The 14,463-nt window shown below is 57.6% G+C and carries 13 protein-coding genes and 2 pseudogenes; 4 read left to right on the top strand and 11 right to left on the bottom strand.

Translation table 11 applies throughout. The annotated features are described in order from the left end of the window. Window positions 1–44: 44 nt before the first annotated feature. Together AC3RPL_RS06820 and AC3RPL_RS06815 are read left to right on the top strand one after the other, a co-directional pair. Window positions 45–1,556 (top strand): annotated as a pseudogene (locus AC3RPL_RS06820) ((2,3-dihydroxybenzoyl)adenylate synthase); the annotation flags it as partial. A gap of 69 nt (window positions 1,557–1,625) precedes the next feature. Beyond that, entirely contained in the window at window positions 1,626–2,903 is a 1,278-nt protein-coding gene (locus AC3RPL_RS06815) for a salicylate synthase (protein WP_490740646.1), read from the top strand. Between the two features lie 106 nt (window positions 2,904–3,009). Here the strand turns inward: AC3RPL_RS06815 and AC3RPL_RS06810 are convergent, their stop codons facing one another. From AC3RPL_RS06810 to AC3RPL_RS06760, 11 genes and pseudogenes are all read right to left on the bottom strand, one after another. After that, a complete protein-coding gene (locus AC3RPL_RS06810; protein ID WP_490739413.1) occupies window positions 3,010–4,443 on the bottom strand; it encodes a glycoside hydrolase family 1 protein in 1,434 nt (477 codons plus the stop codon). 203 nt (window positions 4,444–4,646) lie between these two features. Continuing rightward, entirely contained in the window at window positions 4,647–5,825 is a 1,179-nt protein-coding gene (locus tag AC3RPL_RS06805; RefSeq protein ID WP_490739412.1) for an isochorismate synthase, read from the bottom strand. Between the two features lie 167 nt (window positions 5,826–5,992). After that, on the bottom strand, window positions 5,993–7,423 hold the full coding sequence (locus AC3RPL_RS06800; RefSeq protein ID WP_490739411.1) for an EmmdR/YeeO family multidrug/toxin efflux MATE transporter: 1,431 nt from the start codon (window positions 7,421–7,423) through the stop codon (window positions 5,993–5,995). A gap of 261 nt (window positions 7,424–7,684) precedes the next feature. Beyond that, window positions 7,685–8,005, bottom strand: coding sequence for a DUF496 family protein (locus AC3RPL_RS06795; protein WP_034935372.1), 321 nt, complete (start codon window positions 8,003–8,005; stop codon window positions 7,685–7,687). 149 nt (window positions 8,006–8,154) lie between these two features. Further along, window positions 8,155–9,213, bottom strand: coding sequence for an FUSC family protein (locus AC3RPL_RS06790; protein ID WP_490739410.1), 1,059 nt, complete (start codon window positions 9,211–9,213; stop codon window positions 8,155–8,157). 390 nt (window positions 9,214–9,603) lie between these two features. Further along, window positions 9,604–9,891 (bottom strand): annotated as a pseudogene (locus AC3RPL_RS06785) (GNAT family N-acetyltransferase); the annotation flags it as partial. Between the two features lie 38 nt (window positions 9,892–9,929). Further along, complete coding sequence (locus AC3RPL_RS06780; protein ID WP_490739409.1) at window positions 9,930–10,349, bottom strand: DUF6691 family protein; 420 nt, start codon at window positions 10,347–10,349, stop codon at window positions 9,930–9,932. A gap of 12 nt (window positions 10,350–10,361) precedes the next feature. Then, entirely contained in the window at window positions 10,362–10,781 is a 420-nt protein-coding gene (locus tag AC3RPL_RS06775; RefSeq protein WP_490739408.1) for a YeeE/YedE family protein, read from the bottom strand. A gap of 189 nt (window positions 10,782–10,970) precedes the next feature. Further along, window positions 10,971–11,765, bottom strand: a complete 795-nt coding sequence (locus tag AC3RPL_RS06770) for an MBL fold metallo-hydrolase (RefSeq protein WP_490739407.1) — start codon at window positions 11,763–11,765, stop codon at window positions 10,971–10,973. Then, window positions 11,659–12,081: a protein tyrosine phosphatase family protein gene (locus tag AC3RPL_RS06765; RefSeq protein ID WP_490739406.1), complete on the bottom strand. Its 423-nt coding sequence runs from the start codon at window positions 12,079–12,081 to the stop codon at window positions 11,659–11,661. The genes AC3RPL_RS06770 and AC3RPL_RS06765 overlap by 107 nt, the downstream gene beginning before the upstream one ends. A 107-nt stretch (window positions 12,082–12,188) precedes the next feature. Further along, on the bottom strand, window positions 12,189–12,983 hold the full coding sequence (locus AC3RPL_RS06760; protein ID WP_490739405.1) for a sulfite exporter TauE/SafE family protein: 795 nt from the start codon (window positions 12,981–12,983) through the stop codon (window positions 12,189–12,191). A 193-nt stretch (window positions 12,984–13,176) separates the two neighbouring features. Between AC3RPL_RS06760 and AC3RPL_RS06755 the strand changes: the two genes are divergently transcribed. Beyond that, complete coding sequence (locus tag AC3RPL_RS06755; RefSeq protein WP_490739404.1) at window positions 13,177–14,244, top strand: NAD(P)/FAD-dependent oxidoreductase; 1,068 nt, start codon at window positions 13,177–13,179, stop codon at window positions 14,242–14,244. Further along, window positions 14,214–14,423 (top strand): hypothetical protein, encoded by a 210-nt coding sequence (locus tag AC3RPL_RS06750; protein WP_490739403.1) that lies wholly within the window; start codon window positions 14,214–14,216, stop codon window positions 14,421–14,423. The genes AC3RPL_RS06755 and AC3RPL_RS06750 overlap by 31 nt, the downstream gene beginning before the upstream one ends. Window positions 14,424–14,463: the final 40 nt, after the last annotated feature.

Below are 14,463 nucleotides of genomic sequence, written 5' to 3'. Positions count from 1 at the left end.
CCTCTCTCCCTCAGACCACCCAGGCAGTTACCCTTGAGCACTGTCTGGCACGCTGGGCACAACAATATGGTTCGCGCACGGCGCTGGTGGATGAACATCAGCAGCGCCTCTCTTATCAGCAACTGCATCAACGCAGCGAGGCGATTGCCGCCGGTCTGTATGCTGCCGGGCTGCGCGCGGGCGATCCGGCGATGGTACAGATGCCCAACACACCGGGATTCTTTCTGGTGTTCTTCGCCCTGCTGCGGCTGGGGGCCATCCCGGTGATGGCGATGCCAAATCAGCGCGAACAGGATATTAATGCGCTGAGCGCGCTGGCAGCGCCGGTGGCGCTGTTTATTCCTGACGGCGAAGAGTGGCTGGAAATCGCCACCCGGATGCGGCAGCAACACCCCTCTTTGCGGCTGATCGTCACCGACGGTGCGGGCAGCGATACGGAGCCATCGGTGCTGAGCCTCGCGAAGCTGGACGGCACGGCCTGTCCCTGGCCGCAGCCCGCGCCGGAGGATACCGCGCTGCTGCTGCTTTCCGGCGGCACCACCGGCACGCCCAAGCTGATCCCCCGCACGCACGGTGACTATTTCTACAACTTCACCGCCTCTGCGAGGGTGTGTGGATTCGACAGCAGCACGGTCTTTCTGGCGGTGCTGCCCGCCGCGCACAATTTCACCCTCGCCTCGCCCGGCGTGCTGGGGGCCTGGCAGTGCGGCGCAACCGTGGTCACCACCACCTCGGCCAGCTGTGATGAAGCGATGCCGCTGATTGCCCAGCAACGCGTCACCCATGTGGCGCTGGTACCGCCGCTGGCGAAGCTGTGGGTGGAAGGACGGGAATGGGAAGACAGCGACCTTTCCAGCCTGCGGGTGGTGCAGGTTGGCGGCGCACGGCTGGAGGCCGGACTGGCACAACAGCTGATAACCGTGCTCGGCTGCCAGCTGCAACAGGTGTTCGGTATGGCTGAAGGGTTGCTGTGCTATACCCGGCTGGACGATACGCCGGATGCCATTATTCATACCCAGGGACGCCCGCTGTCGCCGCAGGATGAGATTCGTATTGTGGATGAAGATGGCCGTGAGGTGGCAGACGGCGAAACCGGTCAGCTGTTAACGCGCGGGCCTTACACCATTCGCGGCTATTTTCGCGCCCCGGAGCACAACGCGACGGCGTTCACCGCTGACGGTTTTTACTGTTCCGGCGACCTGGTGCGTCGCGACCCGCAGGGCAATCTGATTGTCGAAGGGCGCATTAAAGAGCAGATCAACCGCGCCGGAGAAAAAATTTCCGCCGCCGAGGTGGAGGAAGCGATTAGCGCACTGCACGGCGTGCATGCTGCCGTGGCGGTCGGCGTGCCGGATTCGCTGACCGGCGAACGCATCTGTGTCTTTATTAACAGCGGGGAACAGCGCCTTGATCCCGCGCAGATCAAAGCAGAGCTGCGCCAACGGGGTATCAGCCACTATAAAATCCCCGATCAGATTGAACGCATCGCGGAATGGCCGCTGACGGCAGCGAGAAAAATCGATAAGCGTCGGCTGGTGGTGCTCGCCGTGCAGCGCGCAGCCACGCCCGCTCACCTTCAGCATTATCAGTCAACCCTGCGGGCACTCAGTGAACCGCCGTTCCAGATGGCGGTGAAGCTGGCCGGGCATCTGCGGCAGCAAAATCATACTTTCACGCTGTATGAACGCCACGGCGAGTGGGCGCTGGGGATCGGCGCGGTGATGGAAATTACCGTCGGGGCCGACGGCACGGTGCAACGCAGCGATGGCGGGCACTGGCAGGCCGCCTCTGTCGCCGCAGGTATTGAACAGGCGCTGGCGACGGTGCCTTACAGCGGCTGGCGGGCCTATGGTCGCGCCGATTTTGAGCTGTCGTATCTCACCTGCGGTGTGGCACCGCGACAACCGTCGGCAACCGTTATGCGCCTCGCGCTTCCCCGCTACGAGATCCGCCTGCGCCCCGATACGGCGGAACTACGTGCGCTGAATGACGAAGATTCAGCCTGGCTGGCCGCGCTGCTGGCGGAAGCCCGACAACAGCCGCTGCCCGCCTGTAGCCCCCCGCTGAGCGTTGATGTACGCGCCGAGGGACAGCAGATGTACCAGCAACAGGTGGCGTCAGCGGTAGGTGATATGCAGCAGGGGCTTTATCAGAAGGTGATCCTCTCGCGCCGTGCCGAGCTGAAGACGCCGCTGGATATGGTGGCGAGCTACTACGCCGGTCGGCAGTTCAACACGCCAGCCCGTTCATTCCTGTTGCATCAGCCGGGCGAGCAGGCCTATGGCTTCAGCCCGGAAATTGTGGTGGCGGTGGATGCCAGCCGCCGGGTGACCACGCAACCGCTGGCGGGCACCCGCGCGCTGACCACCGATGCCGCCGCGAATGCCGCGCTGCGCCAGCAGTTACTCTGTGACAATAAGGAGATTGCGGAACATGCGGTGTCGGTCAGGCTGGCAACCGAAGAGATGGAGCAGGTCTGCCGGGCAGGCAGCGTGACGGTAAACGGCTTTATGCAGGTGCTGGAGCGCGGTAGCGTTCAACATCTGGCTTCGCAGGTCAGCGGCGTGCTGGCGGATGATGCCTCGCCCTGGCAGGCGTTTACCACGCTGTTCCCGGCGGTCACCGCATCTGGTATTCCCAAGCAGGCGGCGCTGGAGAGCATTCGCCGCTATGAGCAGGAAAAGCGCGGGCTGTACAGTGGCTGCGTGCTGATCGCCGACAGCGACGGATCGCTGGACGCCGCGCTGGTGCTGCGTTCCGCTTATGGTGATGGCGATCGTTACTGGCTGCGCGCCGGAGCCGGACTGGTGGCGCAATCAACGCCAGAGCGGGAATGGGAGGAGACCAGTGAAAAACTGAGTTCCGTGGCGCCCTGGCTGTTCGCCGCAGGGATAACGGTGTGAGGAGAGGATTTGCAGCGAGGATGCCGTGGTTTAACCCGGATGCTCGCTGACGAACCCGGCAACAGTGCGGCTGCCGTCGCTGAATACGGCAGCCGTCTGCGCTGGGTTACGCCAGCTGCTGGCCGTTACTGGCGATCACCTGCTGATACCAGTAAAAGGATTTCTTTTTGTACCTGTCGCCGCTGCCGGACATGTTGTCGTCCAGATCGACATAAATAAAGCCGTAGCGCTTGCTCATCTCCCCGGTGGACATGCTGACCAGATCGATACAGCCCCACGGCGTGTACCCCATCAGCTCCACGCCATCGTCAATGGCGTCGGCCATCGCCAGGATATGCTGTCGCAGGTAGTTGATCCGATAGTCATCAGCAATGTTAAAGTCGGCATCCGGCTTATCCACCGCGCCCAGACCGTTTTCCACGATAAACAGCGGTTTCTGATAGCGGTCATACAGCTGGTTCAACGCAATACGCAGCCCGGTCGGGTCAATTTCCCAGCCCCAGTCGCTGGCCTCAAGGAAGGGGTTGCGCGCGCCGCCCAGCAGATTGCCCTGCGCCTCATCGGTCGGCTGGCTTTTGTTTACCGTGGTGGACATGTAGTAGCTGAAGCCGATGTAATCCACCGTGTTTTCCGCCATCAGCTGCAGGTCGCCAGGCTGAATATCCAGCTTCACCCCCAGTGACTGCCACAGGCTTTGCGCATAGTAGGGATATCTGCCGCCCGCCTGCACGTCGGCGCAGTAGAAATTAAATGCCTGATTCTGCTTCAGCGTCGCCAGCTGGTTGAGCGGATTACAGTCGTAAGCGTAGGCGGTGGCATAGAGGATCATGCAGCCGATGCGGATCTGCGGATTGATCTGATGGGCCATTTTTACCGCCATGCTGCTGGCTACAAACTGGTTGTGCCACGCCTGATACTTCGCCTGTGCCTCCAGCGCGCCGGTTTTGACCGTCAGGCTCTGACTCATCATCGGGAAATGCGCCGCGCTGTTGATTTCGTTGAAGGTCATCCAGTATTTCACCTGCTGCCCGTAGCGCGTCAGCAGCGTTTCAGCAAAACGGGCAAAGTGCCCAATCACCTCACGGTTTTTCCAGCCGCCGAAAGCTTTCGCCAGATGCAGCGGCATTTCGTAGTGAGAAATAGTGATCACCGGTTCAATACCGTGGTCACGACAGGTGGCGATCACCCGATCGTAGTGGCACAGGCCCGCCTCGTTGGGCTGCTGTTCGATGCCGTTCGGATAGATACGGCTCCAGGCAATGGAGAAGCGATAGCATTTGAACCCCATCTCTGCGAACAGCGCAATATCCTCGCCAAAGCGGTGATAGTGGTCGATTGCCTGATGATTGGGATAGGTGTAACGTTCCGGCTGCAGGGTAAAGTCAAAATCTGCTGAGGCCACGATCTTCAGCCGTGATTTGCCGCCGGGGATGGTATCGACAATCGACAGCCCTTTGCCATCCTCGTCATAAGCCCCTTCAATCTGATTGGCGGCGGTGGCACCGCCCCACATAAAACCTTCGGGAAAACGTTGTTTCATAACCACTCCTGTCTTAAATCCTGTTTAATCAGGGTGTCGTCGGTAACCCGACACCTCCCGAACCGGCGATTGTAAAGCAAACTGGCAACAGATTATCTGCTAGCGATCAAGCTGCGGACATCTCACTTAACGGGCGTTCTCATCTGCGCCAGATGCCCGCGCCATATAACGGCTGAACGGCTCGCTGTGGCCGCCTGCCCTTTTCAGCCCTGCGGTTGCAGGCCTAAAACCTGCAACAGGGTATTGAGTTTGCTGCCGGTTTCGTGCCATTCGGCTTCGGGTGAGGACGCCGGAACGATGCCCGCACCGGCAAACAGCCGGATATGCCTGCCTGCCAGGGTAGCGCAACGAATCACCACCCACTCACCGTTGCCTTCTTCGTCGCACCAGCCGACCATGCCGCCAAACAGTTTCCGCTCAAAGGGTTCCAGCCGGGCAATCCACTGACGGGCGGCCGCATGGGGGTAACCGCTTAATGCAGGCGTCGGATGCAGCAGGCAGGCCAGCGACAGCGCGGTTTCCTGCGGCGAACGCACTTCACCCTCAATCGGCGTAGCCAGATGCCACAGGGTCGGGGTGGAGACAAGCTGCGGCTGCTGCGCGATGGCGAACGCAGTACTGCGCGGCTGAAGCAACTGCTGCATCGCCCGGGTCACCAGTTGATGTTCGTGACGGTCTTTCTGCGATTGCATCAGCTGCCTGCCAGTCGCCTCATCCCGTTCCGGGCTGTGCCGATCGCGACGGGCCGTACCGGCCAGCGGCAGCGAGGAGAAATGCTCAGCGGATTTACGTAGCAGTAGCTCCGGGCTGGCCCCCAGCAGGGTGCTGCCATCGGCCAGCGGCAGGTAAAAATGGTAGCCGTCGGGGTTCTGCGCCATCAGCCGGTTGAGGATCTGCTCAGGTCGGACCGGCTGCGCGGTGGTGATATCGAGCAGTCGCGACAGCACCACTTTCTCCAGGCCGGGACGGGCGGTGGCGGAGATCGCCTGCGCCACCATCGCCATAAACGGCGCTTTCTCCGGTAGCGCACGGCAGGCGGTGATCTCAGGCGCTGGCAGGTCATCGATTTGCGGTGAACATGGCTGGCGGCTGAAGAACTGGCTCTGCCCGGGAATAAACAGTGCCGACGGCTGCCGGGTATCGAAGGGGACTGCGCCCACCAGCAGAGGACGGGCAATACCTGCCTGTCTGGCGGCAGCAAAGGCAGCGCGTACTGCCTGCTGAAACGTCCCATGCAGGTCCTCCCCCTGCCAGGCGGGGGTTGCCACGCTGATAAATCGCCCTTCCGCGCTGAGGCTTTTCCACGGTGAGGTAAAGAAGAAACTCTGGCTGGCGGTTGCAACGGATAAGCATCGCGCGTCTGCCGCGATGTCAGTCTCCATGAAGGCCTCCCGTAATGGTTAACTATTATCGCTGCGGGCGACCACGCATGAACACGCCGTCATAAACGCCCATCAACACGCTGAATCGGCCATGGGGTGCCCAATTCGCCCGGCTACAGGCTACCTCGCCGGATTTGGGCGGGCAGCGGCACGCTGCCAGACAGGCATCAGGCGGCCGGTTTGAGATATTTCCACAGCCAGCGCCGGCTGGTCATCCGGCGGTAAAAGAAGGCACCGCGAATGATCCAGTCGAGGAACATCCCCAGCCAGATGCCCACCACGCCAAATCCCAGTACCACCCCAAGCAGGTAGCCGAAAACAATACGGCCTCCCCACATGCCCAGCATGGACACCCACATAGTGAAGCGGGCATCCCGCGCGCCCTTGAGTCCGGCGGGAAGCACCCAGGAGGCCGCCCAGAACGGCATAAAGGCGGCATTCATCCAGATGAGTATTTTCACCACGTGGATAACATCCTCCTCGCGGGTGTAGAAAGCGGCCAGCACGCCTGCTAAAGGCACAGAGAGCAGCGCCAGGAAACAGAGGCCAATTGATGACAGCCAGAAGATATGCCGCAGCAGGCGTTCAGGCTGACCGAGCTGGCCTTTCCCCAGCCGGGTGCCGACGATGATGGTGGCGGCAGAACCCAGGGCATTGCCCGGCAGGTTAATCATTGAGGCAATGGAAAAGGCGATGAAATTCCCGGCGATCACATCGGTTCCCATTCCGGCGACGAACACCTGAGTGAGTAATTTGCCGCCGTTGAACAGCACGGATTCAACTCTGGCAGGCACCCCGATACCCAGCACCTCCATCAGGATGCTGGTATTCAGCCGCGAAAAGTAGCTACGCAAGGTAATTTTCAGCTGCGGGTTGAACCCAATCATCAGCACGTAAATCACCGCCGCCGCACCGACATAGCGTGACAGCGTCAGCCCCAGCCCGGCACCGGCAAAACCCATCCCCTTCCAGCCAAAGCAGCCGTAAATCAGCGCGGTGCTGAAAATAATATTCAGGATATTCATGCCGCCATTGATCAGCATCGGGATTTTCGTATTGCCCGCACCACGCAGCGCGCCGCAACCAATCAGCGCGATGGCCGCCGCCGGATAACTCCAGGCGGTAATATTGAGGTAAATCAGCGCCAGCGCTTTGACTTTCGGTTCAGCACTACCCGCAATCAGGTCGATAATCTGCTCACCAAAGAACTCAATGCCCGTCGCCAGCAGAATGGCAAACAGTGTCATCAGCACCAGCGACTGCCGGGCCGCTGCCTGCGCCCGTTCGCGGTTAAGCTTGCCCAGACTGAAAGCCACCACCACGGTGGTGCCGAGATCAATGGCGGCAAAGAAGGAGATAATGACGATATTAAAGCTGTCAGCCAGTCCGACGCCGGCCATCGCTTCTTTACCCAGCCAGCTCACCAGAAAGGTGCTGAGCACCCCCATCAGCAGGACGCAAAGGTTTTCAAAAAAAATCGGCACCGCCAGTGGCGTGATCTCACGCCAGAACAAAACCCGCGAGGAGTGTCTTTTTGGATACCATGCCGAATGCCTGATTGCCTGATGCAGAGTCACTCTGAAGTTTTGCAAGATCATTCCAGTCAGAAAAGAGGAAAGCGATGAGAGGTCTAAGGCAAATGATGGTTAAAGCCTGAGGAATATGCAAAGGCTTTTTCGTGATTTTCTCGCCGCATGGCGAACGCCGTGCATCACTTCGATCCAGAGACAATTGGGATGGCTGAACGCGCTACCACTCAGCAGGGGTTGACTTCAGAGAGGGGGGAGAGGCTGATTCTCAGGCTGGCTGCCATCGGCTGAATAAACGAAGGGCGATGACCGCCCTCCGTTATCGCACTGTCAGTGTGCTTTTGGCTCGCCCATCGCCTTCAGTTTTTTCGACAGGTCGCGGCGCTCTTTCGACAGATCGGCGTTTTTGATGATGTAGTCATCGACGCGGTCTTCATAGTCACTGCGCATGCTGCTGATAATTTCCTGAATGGCTTCGATGCTCATGCCGGGCTTGATGTACTCGCTCAGGTTGTCCAGCAGCAGGACACGTTTCTGGTTATCGCGGATCTTTTTCTCGTTGTCGTGGATTTCGCGTTGCAGCTTATTCTTACGGCGAAACATGCGGACGAACTCCAGCACGTCCTGAAATGATTGCTTTGCATTTTCCATGGAGAGACCTTTTATTCAGGCCTGCTTGTACAGGCGTTGTTATCGTCGCTCTTAGCTTAACGGCTTACCGCAGCCAGGAGCAATATCGAGTCGGACTGCCGCTATCTTAGCGCGAAGCGGCTTCGCCCGCAGTAAGTTATGCAAATCATTTATTTACGCAGGGCCAGCCGGATAAGATCGGACAGCCTTTCCAGCTGCCCGGCCATCTCCAGATTCAGCCAGACATAGCCGTGGATGGGGGTTTCCACCAGCTCATCATCGCTGGATTCTTTGATAAGTTGCCGCAGTTCACGGCTGATATCCGCCAGCACGGCGCCGTTTGCGGCGATGTTATCGGTATTGCCATCAATCACCGCAGCCGACAGCGCCCGCAGGGTGCTCTCGGTCATCTGTTGGGTACGCCGCAGCGTCGGGGCATGTAGCATAATCAGATGACTCTGCCTTGAAGCCCAGCAGGCGTTGATCATCAGCTCCAGCGTGCAGACCAGGTTACGGTTCAGGGTCTGAATGCCCTCAAACACCGAACGCGGCGTGCGGGTCTCTTTACTGGAAGGTTCAATCAGCGCGCGCATCTTCACCACGCCGGTCAGCAGACGCTGTAATGGCCGGTTCAGACGTGGTTTTTCGACCAGATTCGGTGAAAAACCGGCATGATAAATTTTTGCCGTCTCCAGCAGAGAATCAGACAGCTTGATTCGCCAGTGGATCCAGGCTTTCTGCGGGAAGATGCTGGTAAACAGTAACGCCAGCAGCGAGCCAAGCACCACATCACCACCCCGCCACAGCGCGGTGTTCATGTCACCCGGCGGCGCACCACAAATCACCGCCAGCGTGATCCCGATCAGCAACGCCATATACGGATGTTTACCCAGGGTCAGAAACCCGCAGATAAACATCACCACCGTGCACAAGAGCAGCATGACGGGCAGCGAGAATAACTCCAGCTTCAGCGCGATCAGACCAGAAACGGAACCGAATACGGTGCCACCGATGCGCTGTACGGCGCGCGGCAGCACGTTCCCCCAGGATGATACCGGCCCCATCACCACCACCAGGGTGATCAGCGGCCAGGTGCCTTCCGGGATGTGCAGCAGGCGCACCAGCAAAAAAGTCAGCACGAACGCCAGCGCAATGCGAATGCCATGCACGATGCGATAGTTGCGATAAAGCGTGAATTCGAGGGCCGTCAGCGGCTTGTCGGGGCGCAAAGCACTCTCCTGAGCTAGTTAACCGCCGCGATCATACCTTATAAAATTTCCGGAAGATTGATCCCCGTTATCTGAAAAATGGTTGCCGGAAAATAAATGACGCGCTCTCAGGCTGTGGTTTTGTGCCAGCACCTGTTACTCCGTTGAAAAAGCCCTGCCTGGTCTTCTGCATAGTTACCTGATGTAACAAATCTTCTTCCGTTGGGTTGTCCGAAGGGTTGGAGACAGAAAACGAGTACGTCGCCAGACATGACGACTGAGTGCAGTAACAATTTATCGCTCTGGCGACCAGAACGCTTTCTCTTTATTGAACAGGCTGATTACTCTCATCAACTAAAGCTTCAGGCAATCTGGCTGAACCGGCATAATTTCTGACGGAAATCAATGCATTCAGCTGGCAGAAATAACCGCAGGCAGGCGGAGAAAAAGCGTGTTCTTCTGTGTGGTTGAAGGAGTAAACCCGTGATGAAGATAAAACTGTTTTGCAGCAGCAGACAAAGCATGAACCATCACTGCTCTTACTCCAATATTCTCAGCTACCCGATGAATGCGCATAATCGCATCATGCAGCAGGTCTGCACCCAGGCCTGTACCGTGGAAACTCACATCAACTGCCAGACGCGCCAGAATGATAACAGGGATAGGATCAGACATATTTCGTCGGATACCCCCGGTAGAAAGTGCCATTTCGTCAGCAGGATGCAGCAAAGCCTGTGCTACACAGGCAGATAACGCGCCAGCCAGTGATAAAGCCCCATTCCTGCCAGCATCGCCAGCACGAACACCGCCCCCTTCGTTACGCCGCTGGCCAGCAGGATCAGCGCCGGACCAGGACAGATCCCCGCCAGGCCCCAGCCGGTGCCAAACAGCAGCGCACCCGCAATCAGACGCCAGTCCGGCCGCACGGCAACCGGAAGATTCATGCTGCCGCCCAGAACCGGCCGCCCCCGCCGGGCCGCCAGACGAAAAGCGGTCAATCCCACCACTACCGCCCCAGCCATTACCAGCGCCAGGGACGGGTCCCATAACCGGGTAATGTCCAGAAAACCCAGCACCTTCGCCGGATTCGCCATCCCGCTGATAATCAGCCCGCAGCCAAACAACAGCCCGCAGAGCAGGGAAACAAGCATTTTCATTCTGCCTCCTGTTTAAGGCATAAAACCAACCACCAGCATCGCCGTCGCCATAAAAATCAGCGTGGCGACCAGCGAACGTAATGAGAGTCGGGACAGGCCGCAGACGCCGTGACCGCTGGTACAGCCCGAACCAAGTCTTGTACCAACGCCAACCAGCAGTCCGGCCACCATCAATTGTCCCCATGAGGTGTTAACAGTGATCTCCGGCAGGGTGGCAAACAACGAAAAAACTACCGGGGCCAGCATAACGCCCGCCAGGAAAGCGATACGCCACTGTTGTTCTGACCTTGAAGCGGGGAGTAAGCCGCCGATAATGCCGCTGATGCCCATGATGCGCCCGCAAAAAATAATCAGCATCCCGGCGGCAGCACCAATCAGGATGCCCCCGGCCACACTGTGCAACGGCGTGAAGTGTTGCAGATCGATAACCATCTGTCAGGCTTCCCGCCGGAAACTATTGAGGGGAATTTTCAGGTAGCGCTCACCATTGGCTTCGGGGTCAGGAAGTTCACCGCCGCGGATATTAATCTGCAACGCCATCAGCATTAAGTCCGGCAGAGGCAAGGTGGCATCACGCTGTTCACGACGCGCAATAAAGCTGGCCTCGTTCTGACCAGCCAGCTAGGGATTGCTGCTCAGTTGCTGTGAAAGGGTACTTTCACACTGCATCTCGCGCCCGCCGGGACGATAATCATGCCCGGTGAACAGGCGGGTATGCTGCGGCAGTTGCAGAATACGCTGCACGGATTGCCATAAGGCGGCGGCGCTGCCGCCGGGAAAGTCCGTTCTGGCCGTGCCGCTGTCCGGCATAAACAGGGTATCGTGAATAAAGGCACAGTCCGCAATATGGTAAGTCACCGAGGCCAGAGTATGACCGGGTGAAAGCAGCACTTCCGCCCGCAGATTACCAATATAAAACGGGTCGCCATCGCTGAATAAAGCATCCCACAGGGTGTGAGGTTCAGGAATATCGCTCAGGTGATAAAGCTTTTGCCACAGTGCCTGCACCTCGGTCACTTTTTCGCCGATGCCTTTCAGCGCACCGGTTTGTCGCGCCAGCCAGGCGGCGGCGGAGAAGTGATCGGCATGGGGATGGGTATCCAGTACCCAGGAAACCCGCCACTGCCGCTGTACAATAAAATCCAGTATGCGCTGCGCCTGTTGATATGGCACGCTGGCGCTGTTGCGATCGAAATCAAGCACCGGGTCAATAATCGCGCAACGCCGGGCTGCCACATCGGCAATCACATACTGAAGGCTGCCGCTTTCCGGCTCGTAGAAAGGGTGTACTTCCGCCTGCGCCTCTGTTTTACCAATCCCGGCGTACCACGCCAGCGCCCGCTCTGCATCCCCCCCCTGTCTGCTGACAGCGTTGCCGGAAGCGGCCTTCGTCGATCTGCCCGGTGTGCAGTTCATAGAGTAAAAAAAGGCTGGCTGAGCGCGCGCCACTGCGGCAGTGAGCCAGGGTTTTCTTGTCCTGCCTGAGCAGATGGTGGAAGGCAAAGACACCATCAAGCGTCAGGGAGTCCCAGTTGAAAGGTAATGAGACATACTCCATGCCCGACTGCCGCACCAGCGCGCTCTCCTGCTGATGACTGAGTGGACTCTGCTCTTCATCTTCGGGACGATTGTTGATCACGCGCTGGTAGCCCTGTTGCTTCAGCCACGCAATATCATCAGCATTCAGCGCCCCGGCAAACGAAAGCTGTTGATTGTTTTCTCGGATATCCATCTTCGGTTCCTGTTATCTGCACAAATTGAGACTTTGCAAAGGCTTCATCCCACAGAGAAAGCCGTCAGGCGAGCGCAGCAACGCACAGCGGCGGGTAAAGAAGTTCGCTACTGGATGAGGCCCTTCAAAATCATGTAACTGGCCATCAACAGCAGCATCACCGAAAAGAGCGTGTTGATGGTTTTTTCATTTTTTTTCAGCCGGTTGGCAAATGTCACACCCAGCATGCCACCCGGCAGGCCGCCGACAATAAGCCAGACCGTCAGCGAAACAGAGATCTTACCTGCCAGCGCGTAACTGACGCTGGTTGCCATGCCCATGGCAAAAACCACCATCAGCGATGTGGCTATCGCACTGACCAGAGAGAGACGAAAAAACCAGACCAGCAGCGGCACCACCAAAAAACCGCCGCCGATCCCCAGCAAACCCGCCATCACCCCGGTTCCGGCAACGCCAGACCAGACCACCACGGGCGGGAAGGTGATGGCATCTGCGGTCCCGGCGTGGGTGCAGGTACGATTTTTTCTCAGCATCACGCTGGCAATCACCAACATCAGCAATGCAAAGGGGATCAGCAGGTAATGCCCGTCGATGGCTTTCCCCAACGCCGCCCCCGTCAGCGCCCCCAGCACGGCAACAGATGAGACACCCAGCCCTTTTACCCAGGCAACATGGCCTTTACGGGCATGAGCACAAAGGTTAAACAGTGCACTGATGGCAACCGCCATTGCGCTGGTGCCAATAACCTTATGAATATCGGGTATTTTCACCACATACAGTAACAGGGGTACGCATATGACCGAGCCTCCCCCTCCGGTCAGCGCCAGAAGAAAGCCAACCATTGCCCCCGTAGCAATTAACAGGATGATGCTGTGTGAGGATAAACAGATAATTTCCTGCATGATGACATCCATTCCTGCCGCATGAGTGGAAGGATTTAAATACGGCTAAAATAATCTGTCAACGACTTATTCTTTTTGGCTATTACATATATAAAAAAGTTATAACATTATTTTTTTATAACTTTAAATTCTATGTAAATCCTTTTTCACCAGGCCGGGATCAACTATGTTGAAAAATAATATGGAGACCTGCATGAATACAAACCATGAAAACCGACCTCCTCACCTGGTGGTGATTGGTGGCGGCAGCGCTGGGATCAGCCTTATCGCCAGTCTGAAAAAGAGAATAAAAAATATAGCCATTACGCTGATCGAACCGGGTGAATATCATTATTATCAGCCAGCTTGGACACTGGTCGGCGGTGGCACTTTTGATATAAGAAAAACCCGAAGAGAAATGAAATCAGTTATTCCGGATAATGTTATCTGGCTTAAAGATAAAGTTATCCGGGTAGCGGCTGAAGATAAATATATTGAGACAGAAAACGGTAAAAAGCTCGATTATGATTATCTGGTCGTTGCCTGCGGCCTGACGCTCCGCTGGGACAAAATAGCCGGGCTTGAGGAGACGCTGGGGCGCAATGGCGTCACCTCCAACTACCGTTATGACCTGGCAAGCTATACCTGGCAGTTGGTAAAGGAATTACGGCAGGGAAATGCGATCTTTTGTCAGCCACCCGTCCCCATCAAATGTGCCGGTGCTCCCCAGAAAGCGCTTTATCTCTCCTGCGATCACTGGCGGCGCCAGGGCTGTCTTGAAAAGATTAACGTCAGTTTCTGTCTTGCCGGACAGGCGATTTTTGGCGTGCCTGAGTTTGTTCCCCCGCTGAAACGCTATCTGGCTAAGTATCGGGCGGCGGTCCATTTCCAACACAATCTGATTCGGGTTGACGGTGAACGCCGCCTGGCCACCTTTTCACTTGCCGGTGAAGACCAGCAGGGGCAGGAAGTGACGCTGCCCTTTGATATGCTCCATGTGGTGCCGCCACAGAGTGCGCCGGATTTTATCGCCCACAGCGGTCTGGCAGATGCGGCTGGCTGGTGTGATGTGGATAAATACCGTCTGCAACACCGTCGCTGGCCTGAAATTTTTGCCGTGGGCGACTGCTGTGGCACACCTAATGCCAAAACGGCGGCGGCGGCGCGCAAACAGGTGGTGGTGGTGGCAGAAAATCTTGCGGCCCTGCTTAACCACCGCCCACTCCGGTCACAGTACGATGGCTATGGCTCATGCCCGCTGACGTTGAAAAAGGCAAAGTAGTACTGGCAGAGTTTGGCTATGAAAACAGGTTATTACCCACCTTCCCTTTCCTCGATTCGTCACGCCCCGGCAGAATGGCCTGGTGGCTCAAAGCCTGGTTTCTGCCACGATTTTACTGGCGTGGAATGCTGCGTGGAGTGGAATGGTTTGCCCGCAGCCAGCCTGACAACAAAAAATAACGCTGGCGGCTCGTTCTGCCGTCATCGCTGAAGGGGTGAT

This window comes from Erwinia papayae, from assembly GCF_058241465.1.
Note: the sequence above shows the minus strand (reverse complement) of the source record. Positions and strands in the feature narration are given on the sequence as shown.

What these genes read in the sequence shown, in the direction of transcription:
- AC3RPL_RS06815 (WP_490740646.1), top strand. Translation starts at nt 1,626, where the DNA reads ATGGCGGTGAAGCTGGCCGGGCATCTGCGGCAGCAAAATCATACTTTC.
- AC3RPL_RS06810 (WP_490739413.1), bottom strand. Translation starts at nt 4,443, where the DNA reads ATGAAACAACGTTTTCCCGAAGGTTTTATGTGGGGCGGTGCCACCGCC.
- AC3RPL_RS06805 (WP_490739412.1), bottom strand. Translation starts at nt 5,825, where the DNA reads ATGGAGACTGACATCGCGGCAGACGCGCGATGCTTATCCGTTGCAACC.
- AC3RPL_RS06800 (WP_490739411.1), bottom strand. Translation starts at nt 7,423, where the DNA reads ATGATCTTGCAAAACTTCAGAGTGACTCTGCATCAGGCAATCAGGCAT.
- AC3RPL_RS06795 (WP_034935372.1), bottom strand. Translation starts at nt 8,005, where the DNA reads ATGGAAAATGCAAAGCAATCATTTCAGGACGTGCTGGAGTTCGTCCGC.
- AC3RPL_RS06780 (WP_490739409.1), bottom strand. Translation starts at nt 10,349, where the DNA reads ATGAAAATGCTTGTTTCCCTGCTCTGCGGGCTGTTGTTTGGCTGCGGG.
- AC3RPL_RS06775 (WP_490739408.1), bottom strand. Translation starts at nt 10,781, where the DNA reads ATGGTTATCGATCTGCAACACTTCACGCCGTTGCACAGTGTGGCCGGG.
- AC3RPL_RS06770 (WP_490739407.1), bottom strand. Translation starts at nt 11,765, where the DNA reads ATGAACTGCACACCGGGCAGATCGACGAAGGCCGCTTCCGGCAACGCT.
- AC3RPL_RS06765 (WP_490739406.1), bottom strand. Translation starts at nt 12,081, where the DNA reads ATGGATATCCGAGAAAACAATCAACAGCTTTCGTTTGCCGGGGCGCTG.
- AC3RPL_RS06760 (WP_490739405.1), bottom strand. Translation starts at nt 12,983, where the DNA reads ATGCAGGAAATTATCTGTTTATCCTCACACAGCATCATCCTGTTAATT.
- AC3RPL_RS06755 (WP_490739404.1), top strand. Translation starts at nt 13,177, where the DNA reads ATGAATACAAACCATGAAAACCGACCTCCTCACCTGGTGGTGATTGGT.
- AC3RPL_RS06750 (WP_490739403.1), top strand. Translation starts at nt 14,214, where the DNA reads ATGCCCGCTGACGTTGAAAAAGGCAAAGTAGTACTGGCAGAGTTTGGC.